The sequence below is a fragment of the Tahibacter soli genome, from assembly GCF_025717065.2.
Classification (GTDB): Bacteria; Pseudomonadota; Gammaproteobacteria; order Xanthomonadales; family Rhodanobacteraceae; genus Tahibacter; species Tahibacter soli.
Window position 1 is genome coordinate 411508 of the sequence record NZ_JAOVZO020000001.1, and the last position, 19523, is coordinate 431030.

The window sequence follows — 19523 nt, forward strand, 5'->3', positions numbered from 1 at the left end:
CGTCGAGGCTAGGAGGCGCGGCTAGAGCAGATGCTCCATCGCAGTGCACCATTGCGGCTCAGGCGAGTACCGCGACCGTGTCGCCGAGTCGGATCGTGCCCGCCCCGCGCGGAATCAGGTTTTGCCCGAACGTCACGCCCTTGGGCGTGCGGCGGTACGTGATCAGCGTGCGCAGCGGCTCGCCGGCCGGATCGCGTTCGCCGCGTTCGGGGTCGACCGTCGTGAACACGCAGCGCGTGCACGGCTTGACGACGTCGAACTCGACCTCGCCGACGCGGATGCGCGTCCAGCCGTCCTCGGCGTGCGGCGCGACGCCGTCGACGACGAGGTTCGGGCGAAACCGCAGCATCGGGATCGGCTGCGCGAGCTTGCCGTTCAACTGATCGAGCGCCGCTTGCGAAATCAGCAGCACGGGAAAGCCATCGGCGAAGCTCACCTCGTCGCCGGGTTCGGCGTAGCTCTCGTCGACCGCGCGCCGCGCGGCGGCGTCCATGTACACGAGATCGGCCGGCTGGCCGAGGAACCGACTCAGCCACGCACGGGCCGCCGCATCCGCGGCCAGCGCGCCGACCGTCGCGCCCCACACCTCGACGGTGCGGCGCGCGCGATCGGGCGAAGGCGTCGCGACGGCGAGCGGCTGCATGCCGGGCGCGTCGAAGACGAGGCCGTGCGCGTCGGGCGCGACGCGGATCAGCGGCATGCGCGAGAACTCGCGGCCGGTGACGAACTTGCCGTTCGCGTCGACGATCATCCAGCGCCGGTCGTGCGCGAGGCCGCGCGTTTCGACCTGCGCTTCGCGCGGCGCGAGGGCGGCGCACGACTTGACGGGGTACACGTGCAGTGCGGAGAGAGTCGCGTTCATCGCGCGATTATGCCGGCTGCGCGCGACGAAAGCCGGAGCCATTGCGCAATCCATTTTGCGGGCCACACGCCGGTCGCGGGATTGCGTTAGTCTTGCGCCGGCCCGTCTCCCGATAAAACCAGCGCATGCCGAAACGGATCGCGGTCGAACGACACGAATGGCCCGCGCTCGTGGTGTCGTTCAGCTATTTTTTTCTCGTGCTCGCGGCGTACTACATGGTGAGGCCGGTGCGCGACCAGCTGTCGGCCGCCGTCGGCTCGACGGCGCTGCCGATGTTCTATCTCGTGACGTTCGTCGTCACGTTGTCGCTGACGCCGCTGTTCGGCGCGCTCGCATCGCGTTTTCCGCGCCGGCAGTTCGTGCCGGCCGTGTATCTGTTCTTTCTCGCGTGCCTGCTCGGCTTCATTCCGCTGTTCGAGATGCAGGACCAGATCGGCGCGAAGCTGCTCGGCACGATCTTCTTCGTCTGGGTCAGCGTGTTCAACCTGTTCGTCGTCGCGGTGTTCTGGAGTTTCATCGCCGACATCTTCGATCCGCAGCAGGCCCGCCGGCTGTTTCCCGTCATCGCCGTCGGCGGCGCGCTCGGCGCGATCGCCGGGCCGCTCGTGACGAAGGGGCTCGTGTACGAGGTCGGGGTCAGCGGCCTGCTGGTGCTGTCGGCGTCGCTGCTGGGCCTGTGCATCGCCTGCATCTTTTCGCTGTCGGCGTGGGCGCGGCGCAACCCGGTCGCGTCCGAGCCCGATCGCGACGCGCGCATCATCGGCGGCAGCATGATCGGCGGCGTCGTGCAGACGCTGCGCTCGCCGTTCCTGCGCCGCGTGGCGCTCCTGCTGCTGCTCGGCGACGCGGTCGGCACGGTCATCTACGCGATGCTCAGCGACTACAGCAACGCGACGTTCACGACGCGCGAGGAACGCATCGCGTTCGCGTCGAACGTCGATCTCTACGCGAACGTGCTGCAGATCGCGCTGCAGGTGACGCTGACGCGCGAGCTGCTGATGCGCTTCGGGCCGTCCGCGGCGATCATCGTCGACGGCCTGATCAAGGCCGTCATGCTCGTGGGCCTGATCGTGTTCGGCGCCGGCTGGATCGTCGTCGTGGCCGTGATCACGCGCGCGAGCGCGTACGGCGTGTTCAAGCCCGGCGCCGACAGTCTGTACACGATGGTCGACGCCGAAACGCGCTACAAGGCGAAAAATTTCATCGACACGGCCGTGTGGCGCTTCGGCGATCTCGTGGTGACGTCGGGCTTCAACCTGTTGCGCGCGGTCGGCGTCACGTTGCCGGGGTTCGCGCTGCTCACCGTCGCCGCCGCGCTGACGTCCGCCTGGCAGGGCTGGCGCGTCGCGCAGTCCGACGAACTGACCGGCAAGCCCGACGAAAAAGCCGCCGCGTAGGCCGGCGCGGAACCCCGTACACTTGCCGGCGTCGTTGCAGCGGCTTGTCGAATAGGGAGTGTTCCATGCGCACTGTGCTCGGCCTCGTTGCGTTGCTGTTCGCGTCCGTCCTCTGCGCGCAGTCGCCCGCGCCGCCCGATCCGATTCCGCCGCCGCTGCGCGACTGGCGCGGCTGGGTGCTCAAGGACCTCGACTACCGTGCCTGCCCGCTGATCGCCACGCAGGGTGCCGAATCCGCCGACGACTATCTGTGCGCGTGGCCCGGCCGCGTGACGATCGACGCCGGCGCGACGGGCGCCGCGATCGCGCAGACATGGCGCGTCGAGGCGACGTCGTGGGTGCCGCTGCCCGGGGACGCCGAATATTGGCCGCAGGAGGTGACGGTCAACGGGCAGGGCGCGCCGGTGCTCATGCACGACGATCAGCCCGCGCTGCGACTCGCGCCCGGCACGTACCAGATCAAGGCGCGCATTCCGTGGGCGCAGCGCCCGCAGCAGCTGCGGCTGGCGGCGGTCGTGGGCCTCGTCGACCTGCGCGTCGACGGCAAGGCGGTGACGCCGCTGCAGCGCGACGGCGACGAGCTGACGCTCGGCCGCGGCGAAACCGAGGAACCCGAGGCCGACGAGATCGGCATCAAAGTGTTCCGCAAGCTGACCGATGCGATTCCGGCGCAGCTCTCCACGCACCTGGAAATCTCCGTGTCCGGCCAGGCACGCGAGGAGACGTTCGCGCCGGTACTGCCGGCCGGAGTCGTTCCGACGCAGCTCGCCGGCGACCTGCCGGCGCGCATCGACGCCGAAGGCCGCCTGCACGTGCAGGTGCAGCCCGGCACGTGGGTGCTCACGCTCGATGCGCGGCTCACCGAACCGTTGACCAGGCTCGCCGCGAAGCTCGCATCCGAGCCGTGGCCCGAGCAGGAAATCTGGAGTTTCCAGGCGAATCCGGGCCTGCGCGTCACGAGCGTTGCCGGTGATACGCCGATCGATCCGGCGCAGGCCGGCGTGCCGGGCGACTGGCGCGCGCTGCCGGCGTTCGCGCTCGGCGACGGCGCCGCGCTGACGATCGAAGAACGCGCGCGCGGCCTGTCGGCCGACGATGCGAATCGATTGACGCTCGTGCGCGAGGCGTGGCTCGATTTTTCCGGCGCGGGCTTGAACGCGAAGGACCAGATCAGCGGCCGCATGCAGCGCGACTGGCGGCTCGATCTCGCGCCGCCGTTCACGCTCGAACGCGCCGAGGCCGACGGCGAAGGCCTGCTCGTCACGAAGGGCGCCGGCGAAGGCCGCACCGGTGTCGAGCTGCGCAATCCCAATGTGAATCTTTCCGCCGGCGTGCGCATCGCCCAGGCCGGCGGCGAACTGCCGATCGCCGGCTGGAAGCACAGCTTCGACCAGGTACAGCTGTCGCTGCACCTGCCGTACAGCTGGCGCCTGATCGCCGCGCCCGGCGCCGATCGCGCCGACGGCAGCTGGATCTGGCGCTGGACGCTGCTCGACGTGTTTCTCGTCGCGGTGATCGGCCTCGCCGCCGCGCGCGCCTTCGGCTGGCTCGGCGGCGCGTTCGCCGCGGGCTATCTCGTGCTCGCGTACCACGAGGCCGCCTCGCCGTTGTGGGCGCTGCTCGCGGCGCTCGCGCTGCTGCTGCTCGCGCGCGCGCTGCCGGCCGGACGCCTCGCCGACGTCGCGCGCTGGGCCGCGCGCGGCGCCTGCGTGCTGCTCGTGCTCGTCGCGCTGCCGTTCATCGCGACGCAAGTACGTTATGTGCTTTATCCGCAATTGGAAAATGCGGCCGACGACTTCGGCATCGTCGACGGTTTCGCCGGCGGGGCCATGCAAATGGAGATGCAGGCCGCACCGGCGCCGGCCGCGCCGCCGCCGCCGCCCGCGCCCGTGGCAGAGACGAACGCACAGGACAGCTCGTCGCTCGAATCGGTCGTCGTTGCCGGCAGCCGCGTGGCGAAGAAGATCGCCGGTGCGCCGCCCGAACAGGCGGGCTACAGCGGCCTGTACCGCCATCGCGCCGCGCGCCAGCGCTACGCGCAGAACACCGTGATCCAGGCCGGCCGCGGCGAGCCGGGCTGGCGCTTCGGCACGACCGCGTCGTTGAGCTGGAGCGGCCCCGTGCTCGCCGAACAGAGCGTGCGCCTGCTGCTGGCGCCGCCGTGGCTCGTGCGCGCGTTGCGCCTGGTCATGCTCGCGCTGCTCGTCTTGACGATCGTCGCGGTCGCACGGCGCGCGTTCGCCGGCGTCGCGGCGCCACCGACGGCACCGCGCGGTGCGACCGCGCTCGCGGTGTTCGGCTTCGCGACATTGCTCGCCGCGGGCGGCGTGCGCGCGCAGGCCGGTTATCCGTCCGACGAATTGCTCGAACAGCTGCGCGAACGCATCGTCGAAGCGCCGGCCTGCGCGCCGGGCTGCGCGAACGCGGCGCGCGCGATCGTGCGCGCCGACGCCGGCGCGGTGCGCGTGGCGCTCGACATCAACGCGGGCGAGCGCGTGGCCGTGCCGCTGCCGGGCGAAGACGCCGCGCTCGATCTGGCGAGCGTGCGCGTCGACGGTGCGGTGCAGGAGCACGTCGTGCGTCACGACGACGTGCTGTGGCTGGCGCTCGCGCGCGGCGTGCATCGCGTCGAACTCGAATTCCGCACCGGCGACACCGACCACCTCGCGCTGAAATTCCCGCTCAAGCCCGCCTTCGTCGACGTGTCGCTCGACGGCTGGCAGGCGACCGGCGTCAACGAAAACCGGCTGCTCGGCGACACGCTGTCGCTCGCGCGCGAGCGCCGCGGCGACGACGCGCAGGCGTCGCCGCGCGGCGCGGCGCAGCAGTTTCCGCCCTACGTGCAGGTCGAACGCCGGCTCGTGTTCGATCTCGAATGGCGCGTCGAATCGCAGGCGACGCGCATCGCGCCGCGCACCGGCGGCTTCTCGGTCGCGGTGCCGCTCCTGCCCGGCGAGCAGCTGCTCAGCTCCGGCGTGCGCCAGCAGGACGGCAAGGTGCTGCTGTCGTTCGGCGGCGATCAGGCGCAACTGAGCTGGTCGAGCCGGCTCGACCCGTCGGCGAGCGTCGCGTTGACCGCGCCGGCGCTCGCCGATCGCGCGGAAGTGTGGAAAGTGGTACAGAATCCGACGTGGCACGCGCAGTTCGCCGGCGTGCCCGAAGTGCAGTCGGCCGAGAGCGGCGCCGAGTGGACGCACGAGTTTCGCCCGCTGCCCGGCGAAACGCTGACCATCGCGCTGGCGCGGCCCGAGGCGGTTGCCGGCCGCAGCATCGCGATCGACGGCGTGACGGCGGCGAGCAGCGCCGGCCTGCGCGCGCTCGACACGCAATTGACGTTCACGCTGCGCAGCACGCAGGGCGGTGAGCACGCGATCGCGCTGCCGGCCGGCGCCGAAGTGCTCGCGGTGCAGAAGAACGGCCAGCCGCTGAACGTGCGGCCGCGCGAGGATCGCCTGAGCCTGCCGGTGACGCCGGGCGCGCAGACGTTCGTCGTTTCGTTGCGGCAGCCGCAGCCGATCGGCATCGTCGCGCGCACGCCGGCGTTCGCGCTCGGCGCGCCGGCGGCCAATCTGCGCACGTCGCTGTCGTTGCCGGAAGACCGCTGGGTGCTTTTCGTGTCGGGGCCCGCGGTCGGGCCGGCCGTGCTGTATTGGGGCGAGCTCGTCGTGATGATCGCGCTCGCGTGGGGCCTTGCGCGCACGCGGCGCACGCCGCTCAAACTCTGGCACTGGCTGCTGCTCGGTTTCGGCTTTTCGACCGGCTCGTGGTTCGCGCTCGGCCTCGTCGCGGCATGGTTGTTCGCATTCGACTGGCGCGAACGCGGCCAGGTGCGGGACACGGGGTTGTTCAATCTCGCGCAGATCTGCCTTGCCCTCGTCACGCTGCCGATGCTGCTCGCCGTCGTACACGCGGTCTGGCACGGCCTGCTCGGCGATCCGGACATGAGCGTCGTCGGCAACGGTTCGAGCGCGCGCTATCTGCAGTGGTTCGCCGATCAGGCCGACGGCAACCTGCCGCAGGGCGTCGCGGTCACGCTGCCGCTGTGGCTGCATCGCGTGGCGATGCTCGCCTGGGCGCTGTGGCTCGCGAATGCGCTCGTCGGCTGGCTGCGCTGGGCGTTCGCGGCGTGGAGTGCCGGCGGCTACTGGCGTTCGCCGCCGAAGGTCGCGAAGGTGTCGATCGATCCGCTGCCCGCCGCACCGGAATACAAGCCCGAGCGACGGCCCGACGCATGAGCATTCGCGCCGCGCTGCGCGATGCCGCCGCGCGCCTTCCCGGGGAGGGCGCGCGGCTCGATGCCGAAGTGCTGCTGCTGCACGTGCTCGGGCGTTCGCGCGCGTGGCTGTTCGCGCACGGCGACGACGCGCTCGATCCGGCGCACGCCCTGGCGCTCGACGCGCTCGTGTCGCGCCGCGCGCTCGGCGTGCCGGTCGCGCACCTGACCGGCACGCGCGAGTTCTGGTCGATGACGCTCAAGGTGACGCCCGATACGCTGATCCCGCGCCCGGAAACCGAACTGCTCGTCGAACTCGCGCTCGCGCGCATCGCGCCGGACGCATCGTGCGCCGTCGCCGATCTCGGCACCGGCACCGGCGCGGTCGCGCTCGCGCTCGCGCGCGAACGGCCGCGCGCGCGCGTCGTCGCGACCGACATCAGCGCCGCCGCGCTGTCGGTCGCGCGGGAAAATGCAAAAGAATTGAAGATCAGCAATGTGGATTTTGCGCTCGGCGACTGGTGCGGCGCACTGGGCGACCTGCGTTGCGACGTGATCGCGTCGAACCCGCCGTATATCGAGCGGACCGATGCGCACCTGGAGCAGGGCGACCTGCGCTACGAGCCGATCGCGGCGCTGGCGTCGGGCGACGACGGTCTCGATGCGATCCGCGCGATCGCGACGCAATCGCCGGAACATCTGCGGCCCGGCGGGTGGCTCCTGCTCGAGCACGGCTGGATGCAGGGCGAGGCGGTACGCAAGATATTGATCGAGCGGGCATTCGTCGACGTTCAGACGTGGCGCGACCTCGAAGATCGCGACCGTGTCACCGGCGGCAGACGCACATAGTGTGATGGAGTTGGCAGTTGCGGCGTGCGGCAGATCGCCCGTCGACCGGCGGGCCGTTAACGGACGTCCGCGTGCGGAATGCGGAACATACGCCTCACGCCACATGGCTGGTGTGGCTACCCGCCCGGAGCGGCAACAAGGCTCCAGTGCACAGCGACAGCCGGGAGGCAGGCGCGGGTGGGATCCCAAAGGGCGGGCGCCGAACGGCGCTGCTCAAGGAAGTGCAAAGCCCCTCGCGGTTGCGGGGGCTTCTTTTTGCGCCGGTTCGAAAGGGACGGTCAATACGTCTCTTTGATCCACAATTTTTCGTTCTTTACTTTTTCTTTGGTCGGCGCACCCTTGAGCTTGGGCAGCTTCACCGGCTGGTCGGGCAGCTTGCGATCGGGCAGGTGGTCGAGCAGGTGGCGAATGAGGTTCAGGCGCCCGCGCCGCTGGTCGTTGAAGTCGACGAGGTGCCACGGCGCGTTCGGCGCGTTCGTATGCTCGATCATCACGTCGCGCGCGCGGCCGTATTCGGCGTATTTCTCGCGCGCGGCGATGTCGATCGGCGAGATCTTCCAGCGTTTGAACGGATCGCTCGCGCGTTCGGCGAAGCGCTCTTCCTGCTGCTTCTGGTCGACCGTGAGCCAGTATTTGACGAGGATGATGCCGCTGTCGGTGAGCAGGCGCTCGAACACCGGACAGTCGGCGAGAAAGCGGCGGTATTCCTCGTCGCTGCAAAAACCCATGACGTGTTCGACGCCGGCGCGGTTGTACCAGCTGCGGTCGAACAGCACGGCCTCGCCGGCGCTCGGCAGGTGTTCGACGTAGCGCTGGAAATACCACTGCGACGTTTCGCGCTCGCTCGGCTTGGACAGCGCGACGACGCGATAGCCGCGTGTATTGAGCCGCTGCGTGATCGCGTTGATGACGCCGCCCTTGCCGGCCGCGTCGCGGCCTTCGAGCACGACGACGATGCGCCGGCCCGTCTGCATCAGCCAGCGCTGCGCGTCGATCAGTTCGCGCTGCAGGCCTTCGAGGATTTCGTCGTATTCCTTGCGCTTGAACTTGCTCATCGCGACTCCTTCATTCGCGCAGACGGGGCATCAGGCCTGCGAGGTTGCACGGCTTCGTGCGCGCGTCGAGCTGCGCGCGGACGATTTTTCCCAGGCCGTACGGCATGCCGAGGTCGAACCCGGCAGGCAGAACACGAAACTGTTGTTGGAAAGGCCGGCGAACGCGCGCGACTGCAGCGTCGACGTGCCGATTTCGTCGAAGCTCACGGCGCGGAACAGTTCGCCGAATCCGGGCATGAGCTTGTCGAGCAGCGGCTCGATCGCCTCGGGCGTCGAGTCGCGGCCGGTGAAGCCGGTACCGCCCGTGACGATGACGCCGTGCACGCGCTCGTCGGCGATCCAGTCGGCGACGAGCGCGCGGATGCGGTATTTGTCGTCCTTCGCGATGCGCCGCTCGTGCAGGCGATGCCCCGCTGCGGTCAGCGAATCGACGAGATAGTCGCCCGACGTGTCGTTGTCGGCGGTGCGCGTATCGGAGACGGTGAGGACGCAGAGCGTCAGCGGCTGGAACTCGGCGGAGGCGGTCATGGCCCAACGCTAGCGCAGCCGGCTGCGATGAGCAATTGGCGATGAACGATCGGCAATGCGCATCAGCGCGGCTGCGCGAACACCGTGATCTCTTCGCGGTCGTGATAGAGCTGCTTGGCGCGGATATCGAGATCACCGGCGATGCGCCGCATCGCGTCGAACGCCGCCTGCACTTCGGCGTAGCGCTTTTTCATCGGCAGCTTGAGGTTGAATATCGTGCGCCGGCAGAAACCTTCCGCGAGCCACTGCGCCATGCGTTCGGCCACGCGTCGCGGCTGTTCGACCATGTCGCAGACCATCCAGTCGACCGTGCGCTTGGGCGCGTATCGGAAGCCGTCCTCGCGCAGATGCGCGACGAGGCCCGACGACATCAGCGCCTCGTCCATCGGGCCGTTGTCGATCGCGGTGACGTGCACGCCGCGATGCACGAGCTGCCAGGTCCAGCCGCCGGGCGCGGCGCCGAGGTCGACCGCGCTCATGCCGGGCTTGAGCCAACGCTCGCGTTCGCGCTCGTCGAGCAGCACCGCAAACGCTTCGTCGAGCTTGAGCGTCGAGCGGCTCGGCGCGTCCTTCGGAAATTTCAGGCGCGGAATGCCCTGCGGCCACGGCGCGCTCTTGCGCACGTCGGCGAGGGCGACGAGACAGTCCTCGCCGGTCGGGAAGAACGCGTGCAGACGCAGAGGGCTGGTTTTGTCCATACGTCCACTTTTCTTCAGGCCCTGCACGAGCGCGTTGCCGAAGCTGCGGCAGAATGCCGCGAGCGTCTTGCCCTCGTCGGTTTCGGGCGGCTCGACCCACGCGTCGGCGACGGCGAAGCCGTCGGGCAGCGCCGCGAGCAGCGGTGTCAGGCGGTCGCTGCGCGGCAGCGCGTCGAGTCGCGCGATCACGGCGAGCGACTGGCGCGCGAACACTTGCCGGCGCCAGGCGAACGTATCGTCCGACGACGCGAACGGCGCCGGCTCGGCCAGCACGAACTGCGCGTAGCCGGCGCCGCGCTCGGCGCGGGCGTAGCCGGGCACGCCGGCATCGGCCGCGAGCGCGTCGAGCTCCTGCGCGCATTCGCCTTCGAAGCCGGGGCGGCAGTAGACGAGCTGGGCGAGCATCCGGGCGTTCAATACATCAACCCGCCGTGCTCGCTGTAGAACTTGAGCGCGGCGCGCGCGTCGTCGCGCAGAATGTCGCGACGCACGGCGATGCCGCGGCGCTCGAGTTCGCCGACCCAGTCGGCCGGCAGCGGGCCTTCGTCGAACTCGGTGAGCTCCTCGACGTCTTCGCTGCGCGCGCCGATCAGAAGCTCGTCGATGCCGGCCCAGACGCTCGCGCCGTAGCACTGGCAGCACGGCTGCGAACTCGTCGCGAGCACGTAGCGGCGGCCGTCGTCGTTGAGGCGAAAGCGCCGCGTGCGGCCCTGCGCCGACAGAAACGCCATCATTTCGGCGTGCGCGATCGAGCAGGTGTGCGGCACGACGCGATTGACGCCGACGGCGACGAGCGCACCGTCGCCGTCGAACACCGCGGCACCGAACGGACCGCCGGTATCGGATTCCACATTGCGCCGCGACAGGCGTATCGCGAGCGCCACCTTGTCCTCGTCCGTCGCGTAGACGCGCGCGGCGTCGACTTCCGCGTCGATCCATTCGGGCAGGGTCAGCTGGGGCAGGTACTGGCGCATGGGCGTCTCTCGTGAAGCGTCGCAGCCGCGAAGGATAGCCGATGCGTGCGCGCGGGTTCGCGGGGGGCGGCGCACGCGGATCGACGAACTCGTCGGAAAACAGGCTCGGCTTCAGCTCCGCGTGTCGAGCAGCCATCGCTTCAAACGCGACAGGACGCCGACGATATGCGTCTCGTCGTAGAGAAACTCGCCGCCGCCGGGTGCGTACGACGCGAGCGCGATCACCGCGTCGCCGACGACGGATTCGTCGCCGGGGTGCGCGTCGTCGAGCGCGACCTCGATCGCCTGTGCCTGGGCCAACGAGCGATCGTCACCGCTGACGAACGTATCGATCAGCGCGACGATCGCCGCGAGCGTCACTTCGCCGTTTTCGCCCACGAATCGCGCAAGGTGACGGTGCGGTTGAACACCGGCTTGCCCGGCGCGTGGTCGACGCGGTCGGCGACGAAGTAGCCGAGGCGCTCGAACTGGAACGAGGTTTCCGCCGCGGCCTGCGCCGCCGACGGTTCGAGCCAGCCTTGTACGACGCGCTTGGCGGCCGGGTTCAGATAGTCGCGGTACGTCTTGCCTTCGCTTTCGTCGTCCGGGTTCGGCACGACGAACAGGCGGTCGTACAGGCGGATTTCCGCGGCCGTCGCGTGCGCCGCGCTGACCCAGTGGATCGTGCCCTTGACCTTGCGGTCGGCGCCGGCGAGGCCCGGACGCGTGTCGGCGTCGAGCGTCGCGTGCACGACGGTCACGTTGCCGTCCGCATCTTTTTCCAGTTCGGTACAACGCACGATGCCGACGCCGCGCAGGCGCACTTCGCCGCCCGGCACGAGTCGATGGAAGCCCTTCGGCGGCACTTCCATGAAATCTTCGCGCTCGATCCACAGCTCGCGCGAAAACGGCACGGCGCGCGTGCCGAACGCCTCGTTCTTCGGGTGGTTCGGAAACGACAGTTCCTCGACGTGGCCTTCCGGCAGGTTGTCGATCACGAGCTTGAGCGGGTCGATCACGGCGAGGCGGCGCGCCGCGTTCGCGTCGAGGTCGTCGCGCACGCAGCCTTCGAGCACCGAGAATTCGATGATGCTGTTCTGCTTGGTCACGCCGACGCGCTCGATCAGCGCGCGCAGCGCCGCCGGCGTGAAGCCGCGGCGGCGCGCGCCGACGAGCGTCGGCATGCGCGGATCGTCCCAGCCGTCGACGAGGTTTTCGGCGATCAGCGCGAGCAGCTTGCGCTTGGACATCACCGTGTAGTCGAGGTTGAGGCGCGAGAATTCGATCTGCTGCGGATCGCCGATCGTCACGGTCATGCCGGCCTGCGCGACCGGCTCGGCGAGCTGCGGATGATGCGGCAGGTCGATTTCGCGCAGAAACCATTCGTACAGCGGGCGATGGTCTTCGAATTCGAGCGTGCACAGCGAATGCGAGATGCCCTCGACGGCGTCCGACAGGCAATGCGCATAGTCGTACATCGGGTAGATGCACCAGGCGTCGCCGGTGTTCTGGTGCGAGACGTGGCGGATGCGGTAGATCGTCGGGTCGCGCAGGTTGATGTTGCCCGACGTCATGTCGATCTTCACGCGCAGCGTGCGCGCGCCGTCCGGAAACTCGCCGGCGCGCATGCGGCGGAACAGGTCGAGATTCTCTTCGACGCTGCGGTCGCGGAACGGCGAGTTGCGGCCGGGTTCGGTCAGCGTGCCGCGATAGGCGCGCACGTCGTCGGCCGACAGATCGCAGACGAACGCCTTGCCGGTTTCGATCAGGCGCTCGGCGCAGCGGTAGAACAGTTCGAAGTAGTCCGACGCGTGGCGCAACTCGTTCCATTCGAAGCCGAGCCAGCGCACGTTTTCCTTGATGGCCTCGACGAATTCGATGTCTTCCTTCGACGGGTTGGTGTCGTCGAAGCGCAGGTTGCAGCGGCCGCCGAATTCGCGCGCGATGCCGAAATTGAGGCAGATCGACTTGGCGTGGCCGATGTGCAGGTAGCCGTTCGGTTCGGGCGGAAAGCGCGTCGCGACGCGGCCGCCGTGTTTGCCGGCGGCGACGTCGTCGCTGACGATCTGGCGAATGAAGTGGTTGTTCGGCGTGTTTTCGAGAGTCATGACGACGCGCCCGGCCAGGCCGGAATCAAGGTGGACCCGCGAGTTTAGCGGTTTAGCCGCGCAGACGCTCGCGCGGCAGGTCGTTCAGAAAATACGGCAGGTCCATGACCGGCGCCGCCTGCCCGAGCTGCACGAGCGCGATCGACACCTGTCCGCGGTGATGCGTCGCATGGTTGAACACGTGGAGCACGAGCGTCGCGTAGGGCAGTTCGTACGCATCGCCGGCAAGGCTCACGTAGGCGAGGTCGCCGGCTACCTGTTCGGGCGTCAGCGCATCGACGAACGCGCGCCAGCCCGTGGCGAAGTCGAGCAGGCGGCGCTTGAGCGCCGCGCGATCGGTTTCAAGTTCGGCGTCGAGCCCGCTCGCGGCGAACACGGTGTGCGCGAGCCGCGCCTGCCACAGGTGTTCGACCAGCAGGAGGTGATTGAGCGTGCCGTGCACGCTGCGGAAGAACTGGCCGCAGTCGCGGCGATAGTCGGCGTCGCTCAGGCGGTCGACTTCCGCGTACAGGCGATCGAACGCCCAGCGGTGATAGTCGGCCATCAGCTTCAGGTGCTGGTGCAGGTCCATGGGCCCTCCGGTGCTCGGGACCGGAGCTTAACGGCTTTGACCGCGCCCGTTGAGCGGCGTAGCGTGCGGTTGTCGTCCTACGCCGGAGCGCTCATGCGTATCGTCTACCAGGCCGAGAACATCGTCGACGCGCACCTCGTCAAGAACGCGCTGGAAGGCGCGGGCATCCGCGCGTTCGTCGCCGGCGAATACCTGACCGGCGGCGCGGGCCTGTTGCCCGCGATGGATCTCGTCGCGGTGATGGTGGACGACGCGGACATCGAAACCGCCGGCCCGATCGTCGCCGACATCGACGCCGCGCTGCGCGAGAACCGCGCGAACCCTAACGCGTTCGACGCGCTGCCCGATCCGGCCTGAGGCCGCTCTCGCGACGCTGCCGCCGCGCCCCGCTCTCGCCGCGTCGCGCTCGTACCGACGCCGCATAAGCTCATGCCTTCAGAGCGCACGCGATGCGGCCCCAGACCGTTGACGGGTCTTATGCTCATCCGTAGCATAAGCCGCCCCGATATGCTCATCCTGAGCATAAGGCGGCAGGCAAGAGGTAGTGATGGCCACGCTTTCGACGTTGCCCGGCATCGTGCCGGAACTGACCCCGCAACTCCTTGCGCGCTACGCCCCGATGTACGACCGCGTGCGCGACGTGATTCCCGAACTCGAATGGCAGACGCACCTGCCGTGGATCGACGCGATCTCGCGCCTGAAGAAGCAGCGCAACGCGGTGATCCTCGCGCACAACTACCAGCCGCCCGAGATCTACCACACGATTTCAGATTTCACCGGCGACTCGCTCGCGCTCGCGCAGCAGGCCACGCGCACCGAGGCCGACGTGATCGTGCAGTGCGGCGTGCACTTCATGGCCGAGACGTCGAAGGTGCTCAATCCCGGCAAGACCGTGCTGATTCCCGACACCGGCGCCGGCTGCTCGCTCGCCGAGTCGATCACCGCCGACGACGTGCGCCTCCTCAAGGCGAAGTATCCCGGCGTGCCGGTCGTGACCTACGTCAACACGTCGGCCGACGTGAAGGCCGAGTCGGACGTGTGCTGCACGTCGGCGAACGCCGTGCACATCGTCGAATCGCTCGGCGTCGAGCGCGTGATCTTTCTGCCCGACAAGTATCTGGGCCAGTACGTCGCGTCGAAGACGAACGTGAAGATCATTCTCTGGGAAGGCTCCTGCGAGGTGCACGAGCGCTTCACCGGCGAGGAGCTGCGCGCGTACCGTCGCGCGCACGGCGGCGTGCGCATCCTGGCGCATCCAGAGTGCCCGCCCGACGTGTTGCGCGAAGCCGACTTCGTGGGTTCCACCGCGGCGATGATCACGCATCTGAACGAGCGCCGGCCGCGCCGCGTCGTGATGATCACCGAGTGCTCGATGAGCGACAACGTCGCGGTCGAATTCCCGGACATCGAATTCACGCGGCCGTGCAACCTGTGCCCGCATATGCGCCGCATCACGCTGCCGCGCATCCACGACGCGCTGTTGCACCTGCGTCACGAGGTTCACGTCGATCCGGCCGTGGCGCAGGGCGCGCGCCGCGCGGTCGAGCGCATGCTCGCGTTCGGACGCAAGGAAGCGGCATGAGCGAGACGATCGTGATGTACCGGCCGACCGGCCCGAAGGAGCTCGAACTCGTGCGCGAGAGCGGCTGGCGGCGCTGGCCGCCGCGGCTGCCGGAACAGCCGATCTTCTATCCGGTGACGAACGAGGCGTACGCCGTGCAGATCGCGCGCGACTGGAACGTGCCGGCGAGCGGCGCGGGCTACGTCACGCGCTTTGCGGTGCGCGCCGATTTCATGCGCCGCTATCCGCTGCAGACGGTCGGCGGCAGCGGGCACGTCGAGTGGTGGGTGCCCGCCGAAGATCTCGAGGAACTGAACGACAACATCGTCGGCACGATCGACGTGATCCAGGAGTTTCTGCCGTAACACGACCGCCATGCACTACGACGTCATCGTGATCGGTTCCGGCATCGCCGGCCTTGCCTGCGCACTCGCGGCGGCGCCCGCGCGCGTCGCCGTGCTCACACGCGGCGCTTTCGGCGAAGACGGCGCCAGCCGCTGGGCGCAGGGCGGCATCGCCGCGGCGCTCGCGCCGGACGACAGCCCGTCGCTGCACGCCCGCGACACGCTCGCCGCCGGCGCGCAGTTGAACGACGCGAACGCCGTGCGCCGCCTGACCGACGGCGCGCCCGCCGCGGTGCACTGGCTCGATCGCATCGGCGCGGCGTTCGACCGCGACGGCGCGGGCTATCGGCTCGGCCGCGAAGCCGCGCATTCGCGCGCGCGCATCGTGCACGCGCACGGCGACGCGAGCGGCGCCGAGGCGATGCGCGCGCTGCGCACGGCGGCGCGCGCGGCGTCGCACGTCGACGTGTTCGAGCACCATCGCGCGGTGCGGCTCGCGACGCGCGACGGCGGCGTGCGCGGCGTCGCCGCGATCGGCCCGGACGGCGCGGTCGTCTTCGCGGCGAACGCCGTCGTGCTCGCGACGGGCGGCATCGGCGCGCTGTATCGCTACACGACGAATCCGGCGTCCGCCGATGCTTCGGGCCTCGCGCTCGCGCTCGATGCCGGTGCGGCATTGTCCGATCTGGAATTTGTGCAATTTCATCCGACCGCGCTCGCGCCGGCCGGCGGCGAAAGCGGGCAGCTTCCGCTCTTGACCGAAGCGCTGCGCGGCGCCGGCGCCGTGCTCGTCAACGGCGCGGGCCGCCGCTTCATGCCGGCGCTGGCGCGCGACGCCGAACTCGCGCCGCGCGACGTCGTCGCGCGCGCCGTATGGGCCGAACTCGAACGCGGCGAAACCGTGTGGCTCGACGCGACGCGCGCGGTCGGGGCGGCGTTCGCGCAGGCGTTTCCGACGGTTTACGCGAGTTGCCGCGCGCGCGGCATCGATCCCGCGCGCGAACCGATGCCGGTCGTGCCGGCGCAGCACTACCACATGGGTGGCGTGCGCACCGACGCGTTCGCGCGCACATCGGTGCCGGGCCTGTATGCGGTCGGCGAAGTCGCGTGCAGCGGCGTACACGGCGCCAACCGGCTCGCGAGCAATTCGCTGCTCGAAGGCCTCGTATTCGGACGGGCGCTCGGCCAGCGGCTGGCGGGCGTGGCGAGCGCGGCGCGGCGCGTCGATCTCGACGTCGATGCCGCCGATCCGGGCGAGGTTCCCGCCGACGTCGACGCGGCGATCCGCGACACGCTGTGGCGCCACGCCGGTCTCGTGCGCGACGCGCACGGCCTTGCGCTCGCCGCGGCGCGCCTGCGTGAACTGGCTCGCGCCGCGCCGCCCCGATCGGCCGCCGCCGCGCGCATCGCGGTCGCGCAGCGCATCGTCGAGGCAGCCGCCCGCCGCACCGACAGCATCGGTGCGCATCATCGCCGCGACGCGGTGGCCGCGCAGGCCGGCTGAACGCCTCGCAAACGCGAAGGCCGTGCCGCGTCAACACGCCTGCGCGGCCGGCGTTTTTCCGTCATGCCGGCATCCTCCGGTGTGAAGGGAGAAACGTCATGAAACATCGCATCGCCGCCATCGCCGTCGCCTGCGCCTGCCTGTTCGCCGCCACCGCGCAGGCCGCGCCGCCGCAGTCGAACATCAACGCGCGCCAGGCCGAACAGCAGCAGCGCATTCGCCAGGGCGTCGCCAGCGGCCAGCTCACGCGCCGCGAGGCGGCGTATCTGCAGCACCGCGAAGCCGACGTGCGCCGCACCGAACGCGTCGCGCGTTCCGACGGCTACATGAGCCCGTCCGAGCGCGCGCGCATCAACCGCATGCTCGACGCGAACAGCCGCGCGATCCGCAACCAGAAGCACGACGGGCAGTTCCGTTAAGCGGACTCACCGTTACTTCTACCCGCACTGACGGCGCCGCTTCGACGCGGCACCGTCTGATACGCTAGCGGTCTTTCCGCGCCGTCTCGCCGTGCGAGGCGGCGCGTTCGCTCGAACGGAGTTTCGACATGACCGCCGCCCGGCCGACCCTCGTCATCGGCACCAAGAACTATTCGTCGTGGTCGCTGCGCCCGTGGCTCCTGATGCGCGAGCAGGGCGTCGCGTTCGACGAAGTGCGCCTGCCGCTCGACACGCCGGAGTTCTACGCGACCATCGGCCGCTGGTCGCCGACCGGCCGCGTGCCGGTGCTGCGCGACGGCGAACTCGCGATCTGGGATTCGCTGGCCATTTGTGAATATGTCAACGAACGCTGGCTGGCGGGCGCCGGCTGGCCGGCCGATCTCGCGCAGCGCGGACACGCGCGCGCCGTGAGCGCCGAGATGCATTCGGGTTTCGCCGCGCTGCGCGGCGAATGCCCGCTCGACGTCGTGCGGCGCACGCGCGATCCGATCGGCGCCGAGGCGAAGCGCGACATCGATCGCATCGGCGTGCTGTGGCGTGACTGCCGCGCGCGCTACGCCGGCGGCGGCGCGTTCCTGTTCGGCGCGTTCTCGATCGCCGATGCCATGTACGCGCCGGTCGCGCTGCGCATCGAAAGCTACGGCATCGACGTGGGGCCGGTCGAACGCGACTACGTCGCGACGCTGCTGTCGCTCGCCGGCATGCGTGAGTGGATCGCCGACGCGCAGGCCGAGCAGGCCGGCAAACGCGACCCGGCACGATGAATCCATCGCCCCGCAAGGCGCTGGTGGCACTGGCCGCCGGCGCGGCGGTGATCAGCTGGACCAGCATCTTCGTCCGGCTCGCGCATGTCGCGCCGACCGTGTCGGCGTTCTATCGCATGGCGTTCGGCGGCGCGATGCTCGCGCTCGTGCTGATCGCGCAGCGGCGCTGGACGAAGCCGACGCTGCGCGACATCGGCTGGATGCTGCTGCCCGCGAGCGCGTTCGCGCTGGATCTTTTCCTGTGGCATCGCTCGATCGCGTACATCGGCCCGGGTCTCGCCACGCTGATCGGCAATTTCCAGGTGTTCGTCATGGCGCTCGCCGGCTGGCTCGTCTATCGCGAGCGCATCGGCCTGCGCTTTCTCGCGGGGCTGATGCTCGCGTTCGCGGGGCTGTGGATGCTGGTCGGCCGCGGCTGGAACGCGTTCGATCCGCAGTACCGCCTCGGCGTGTGGTTCGGCATCCTCACCGGCATCGCGTACGCGGCGTACATGCTGACGTTCCGCCACGCGCAGAAGGAAAAGCTCACGCTCGGCCCGATGCCGCTGATGTGCCTCAATTCGCTGCTCTGCGCCGTGCTGCTCGCGGCCGTCGCCGCGCTCGAGGGCGAAAGCTTCGCGATACCCGACATGCAGTCGCTGTGGGCGCTCCTCGCGCTCGCGCTGTCGGGACAGGTGCTCGGCGGCCTCCTGATCGTCTGGGCGATGCCGCAGCTGGCGGCGTCGGTCGTCGGTATGATGCTGCTGCTGCAGCCGGGGCTGTCGTTCGCGCTCGACGTCGCGATCTTCGGACGCCCGACGACGACGCTCGACTGGATCGGGCTCGCCGTGTCGCTGATCGGCATCTTCCTCGCCACCGGCATTCAGAAAACGGACAACGGGAAATCATGAATCCGCACGCCGCACTCATTCGCGACATCCCGGACTTTCCGAAGCCCGGCGTGGTGTTCAAGGACATCACGCCGCTCCTGCGCGACGCCGCGGCGCTGCGCGACGTGATCGGCGCGCTGGCCGGCACGGTGCGCGGAGAACGCGTCGACGTCATCGCCGCGATCGAGTCGCGCGGCTTCATCTTCGGCGCGGCGCTCGCCACGGCGCTCGGCGCCGGCTTCGTGCCGATCCGCAAGCCCGGCAAGCTGCCGGCGCGCACGGTCGGCGTCGACTACGCGCTCGAATACGGCACCGACCGCCTGGAAATTCACGCCGACGCGTTCGCGCCCGGCGCGCGCGTGGTGCTGATCGACGACGTGCTCGCGACCGGCGGCACGCTGCTGGCTGCCAAGGATCTGATCAAGGCCGTCGGCGGCGAACTCGTCGCCGCGACGGTGGTCATCGAACTGGCGTTTCTCGACGGGCGCCGCCGCTGGGGCGACGGCGCGCCGCTGCATGCGTTGTGGCGTTATTGAGAAATGGATAAATATTTGCCGATGTAGAAGAGCCGGGTGAGAGCGGCTGGCGAAGGCTAGTCGCGCCGCGCGATGCGGCGGTTGTCGTCGCGCGCGCCATCGGTTTCGTCCGCGACGGCGTCCGGGACGTCGTTCGCGCAGTCGGCCGCAAGCAGCCGCGCAAGGCGCCGCCGGGCGGAACGGGCGGCGAAATGGTCGCGCTGCGGCGCCGCCGTCGTTCGAAAAAGCAGCTTCGTGTTGAAAAGGGAAAATGCGTCGTTGTGCATGTCGA

General features: G+C 69.5%; 19 protein-coding genes and 1 pseudogene. 11 read left to right on the forward strand and 9 right to left on the reverse strand.

Features of this window, described 5'->3' with window-relative positions:
* Positions 1-58: 58 nt before the first annotated feature.
* Positions 59-862 (reverse strand): MOSC domain-containing protein, encoded by an 804-nt coding sequence (locus OD750_RS01740; RefSeq protein WP_263543716.1) that lies wholly within the window; start codon positions 860-862, stop codon positions 59-61.
* Between the two features lie 125 nt (positions 863-987).
* Here OD750_RS01740 and OD750_RS01745 point away from each other — a divergent pair, with 125 nt between their 5' ends.
* The 3 genes from OD750_RS01745 to prmC all read left to right on the forward strand — a co-directional run bounded on the left by OD750_RS01745 (position 988) and on the right by prmC (position 7321).
* Complete coding sequence (locus OD750_RS01745) at positions 988-2259, forward strand: NTP/NDP exchange transporter (RefSeq protein ID WP_263543715.1); 1272 nt, start codon at positions 988-990, stop codon at positions 2257-2259.
* 65 nt (positions 2260-2324) lie between these two features.
* Complete coding sequence (locus OD750_RS01750) at positions 2325-6494, forward strand: hypothetical protein (RefSeq protein ID WP_263543714.1); 4170 nt, start codon at positions 2325-2327, stop codon at positions 6492-6494.
* Positions 6491-7321, forward strand: coding sequence for a peptide chain release factor N(5)-glutamine methyltransferase (gene prmC, locus OD750_RS01755; protein WP_263543713.1), 831 nt, complete (start codon positions 6491-6493; stop codon positions 7319-7321). Before OD750_RS01750 ends, prmC begins: the two co-directional genes overlap by 4 nt.
* Before the next feature lie 278 nt (positions 7322-7599).
* On the opposite strand, the gene ppk2 is transcribed toward prmC, so the two are convergent.
* The 7 genes and pseudogenes from ppk2 to OD750_RS01790 all read right to left on the reverse strand — a co-directional run bounded on the left by ppk2 (position 7600) and on the right by OD750_RS01790 (position 13234).
* Positions 7600-8376: a polyphosphate kinase 2 gene (ppk2, locus tag OD750_RS01760; RefSeq protein WP_263543712.1), complete on the reverse strand. Its 777-nt coding sequence runs from the start codon at positions 8374-8376 to the stop codon at positions 7600-7602.
* 10 nt (positions 8377-8386) lie between these two features.
* Positions 8387-8904: pseudogene (gene moaB / locus OD750_RS01765) on the reverse strand (molybdenum cofactor biosynthesis protein B).
* A gap of 62 nt (positions 8905-8966) precedes the next feature.
* Complete coding sequence (gene rlmM, locus OD750_RS01770; protein ID WP_263543710.1) at positions 8967-10007, reverse strand: 23S rRNA (cytidine(2498)-2'-O)-methyltransferase RlmM; 1041 nt, start codon at positions 10005-10007, stop codon at positions 8967-8969.
* Positions 10008-10015: 8 nt separating this feature from the next.
* On the reverse strand, positions 10016-10576 hold the full coding sequence (locus tag OD750_RS01775) for a nucleoside deaminase (protein WP_263543709.1): 561 nt from the start codon (positions 10574-10576) through the stop codon (positions 10016-10018).
* Between the two features lie 111 nt (positions 10577-10687).
* Positions 10688-10954 (reverse strand): hypothetical protein, encoded by a 267-nt coding sequence (locus OD750_RS01780; RefSeq protein WP_263543708.1) that lies wholly within the window; start codon positions 10952-10954, stop codon positions 10688-10690.
* Positions 10933-12663 carry a glutamine--tRNA ligase/YqeY domain fusion protein gene (locus tag OD750_RS01785; protein WP_263543707.1) on the reverse strand — a complete coding sequence of 577 codons (1731 nt, stop codon included), beginning with the start codon at positions 12661-12663 and terminating at the stop codon, positions 10933-10935. The genes OD750_RS01780 and OD750_RS01785 overlap by 22 nt, the downstream gene beginning before the upstream one ends.
* A gap of 52 nt (positions 12664-12715) precedes the next feature.
* Positions 12716-13234, reverse strand: coding sequence for a DinB family protein (locus OD750_RS01790; RefSeq protein WP_263543706.1), 519 nt, complete (start codon positions 13232-13234; stop codon positions 12716-12718).
* A 93-nt stretch (positions 13235-13327) separates the two neighbouring features.
* On the opposite strand from OD750_RS01790, the gene OD750_RS01795 reads away from it, so the two are divergent.
* The 8 genes from OD750_RS01795 (at position 13328) to OD750_RS01830 (ending at position 19252) form a co-directional block, all read left to right on the forward strand.
* Positions 13328-13591: a putative signal transducing protein gene (locus OD750_RS01795; protein WP_263543705.1), complete on the forward strand. Its 264-nt coding sequence runs from the start codon at positions 13328-13330 to the stop codon at positions 13589-13591.
* A gap of 190 nt (positions 13592-13781) precedes the next feature.
* A complete protein-coding gene (gene nadA / locus OD750_RS01800) occupies positions 13782-14816 on the forward strand; it encodes a quinolinate synthase NadA (RefSeq protein ID WP_263543704.1) in 1035 nt (344 codons plus the stop codon).
* Positions 14813-15160: an ADP-ribosylation/crystallin J1 gene (locus tag OD750_RS01805; protein WP_263543703.1), complete on the forward strand. Its 348-nt coding sequence runs from the start codon at positions 14813-14815 to the stop codon at positions 15158-15160. Before nadA ends, OD750_RS01805 begins: the two co-directional genes overlap by 4 nt.
* Before the next feature lie 10 nt (positions 15161-15170).
* Complete coding sequence (locus OD750_RS01810; RefSeq protein WP_263543702.1) at positions 15171-16643, forward strand: L-aspartate oxidase; 1473 nt, start codon at positions 15171-15173, stop codon at positions 16641-16643.
* Between the two features lie 98 nt (positions 16644-16741).
* A complete protein-coding gene (locus OD750_RS01815; RefSeq protein WP_263543701.1) occupies positions 16742-17062 on the forward strand; it encodes a hypothetical protein in 321 nt (106 codons plus the stop codon).
* 128 nt (positions 17063-17190) lie between these two features.
* Positions 17191-17847: a glutathione S-transferase family protein gene (locus OD750_RS01820; protein WP_263543700.1), complete on the forward strand. Its 657-nt coding sequence runs from the start codon at positions 17191-17193 to the stop codon at positions 17845-17847.
* Positions 17844-18737: a DMT family transporter gene (locus OD750_RS01825; RefSeq protein ID WP_263543699.1), complete on the forward strand. Its 894-nt coding sequence runs from the start codon at positions 17844-17846 to the stop codon at positions 18735-18737. Before OD750_RS01820 ends, OD750_RS01825 begins: the two co-directional genes overlap by 4 nt.
* Positions 18734-19252: an adenine phosphoribosyltransferase gene (locus OD750_RS01830; protein WP_263543698.1), complete on the forward strand. Its 519-nt coding sequence runs from the start codon at positions 18734-18736 to the stop codon at positions 19250-19252. Before OD750_RS01825 ends, OD750_RS01830 begins: the two co-directional genes overlap by 4 nt.
* 56 nt (positions 19253-19308) lie before the next feature.
* On the opposite strand, the gene OD750_RS01835 is transcribed toward OD750_RS01830, so the two are convergent.
* Positions 19309-19518: a hypothetical protein gene (locus OD750_RS01835; RefSeq protein ID WP_263543697.1), complete on the reverse strand. Its 210-nt coding sequence runs from the start codon at positions 19516-19518 to the stop codon at positions 19309-19311.
* Between the last annotated feature and the right edge of the window lie 5 nt (positions 19519-19523).

Bases quoted from the DNA above. Each gene is read 5' to 3' on its own strand.
- OD750_RS01740 (WP_263543716.1), bottom strand. From the start codon at position 862: ATGAACGCGACTCTCTCCGCACTGCACGTGTACCCCGTCAAGTCGTGC.
- OD750_RS01745 (WP_263543715.1), top strand. From the start codon at position 988: ATGCCGAAACGGATCGCGGTCGAACGACACGAATGGCCCGCGCTCGTG.
- OD750_RS01750 (WP_263543714.1), top strand. From the start codon at position 2,325: ATGCGCACTGTGCTCGGCCTCGTTGCGTTGCTGTTCGCGTCCGTCCTC.
- prmC (WP_263543713.1), top strand. From the start codon at position 6,491: ATGAGCATTCGCGCCGCGCTGCGCGATGCCGCCGCGCGCCTTCCCGGG.
- ppk2 (WP_263543712.1), bottom strand. From the start codon at position 8,376: ATGAGCAAGTTCAAGCGCAAGGAATACGACGAAATCCTCGAAGGCCTG.
- rlmM (WP_263543710.1), bottom strand. From the start codon at position 10,007: ATGCTCGCCCAGCTCGTCTACTGCCGCCCCGGCTTCGAAGGCGAATGC.
- OD750_RS01775 (WP_263543709.1), bottom strand. From the start codon at position 10,576: ATGCGCCAGTACCTGCCCCAGCTGACCCTGCCCGAATGGATCGACGCG.
- OD750_RS01785 (WP_263543707.1), bottom strand. From the start codon at position 12,663: ATGACTCTCGAAAACACGCCGAACAACCACTTCATTCGCCAGATCGTC.
- OD750_RS01790 (WP_263543706.1), bottom strand. From the start codon at position 13,234: ATGGACCTGCACCAGCACCTGAAGCTGATGGCCGACTATCACCGCTGG.
- OD750_RS01795 (WP_263543705.1), top strand. From the start codon at position 13,328: ATGCGTATCGTCTACCAGGCCGAGAACATCGTCGACGCGCACCTCGTC.
- nadA (WP_263543704.1), top strand. From the start codon at position 13,782: ATGGCCACGCTTTCGACGTTGCCCGGCATCGTGCCGGAACTGACCCCG.
- OD750_RS01805 (WP_263543703.1), top strand. From the start codon at position 14,813: ATGAGCGAGACGATCGTGATGTACCGGCCGACCGGCCCGAAGGAGCTC.
- OD750_RS01810 (WP_263543702.1), top strand. From the start codon at position 15,171: ATGCACTACGACGTCATCGTGATCGGTTCCGGCATCGCCGGCCTTGCC.
- OD750_RS01815 (WP_263543701.1), top strand. From the start codon at position 16,742: ATGAAACATCGCATCGCCGCCATCGCCGTCGCCTGCGCCTGCCTGTTC.
- OD750_RS01820 (WP_263543700.1), top strand. From the start codon at position 17,191: ATGACCGCCGCCCGGCCGACCCTCGTCATCGGCACCAAGAACTATTCG.
- OD750_RS01825 (WP_263543699.1), top strand. From the start codon at position 17,844: ATGAATCCATCGCCCCGCAAGGCGCTGGTGGCACTGGCCGCCGGCGCG.
- OD750_RS01830 (WP_263543698.1), top strand. From the start codon at position 18,734: ATGAATCCGCACGCCGCACTCATTCGCGACATCCCGGACTTTCCGAAG.
- OD750_RS01835 (WP_263543697.1), bottom strand. From the start codon at position 19,518: ATGCACAACGACGCATTTTCCCTTTTCAACACGAAGCTGCTTTTTCGA.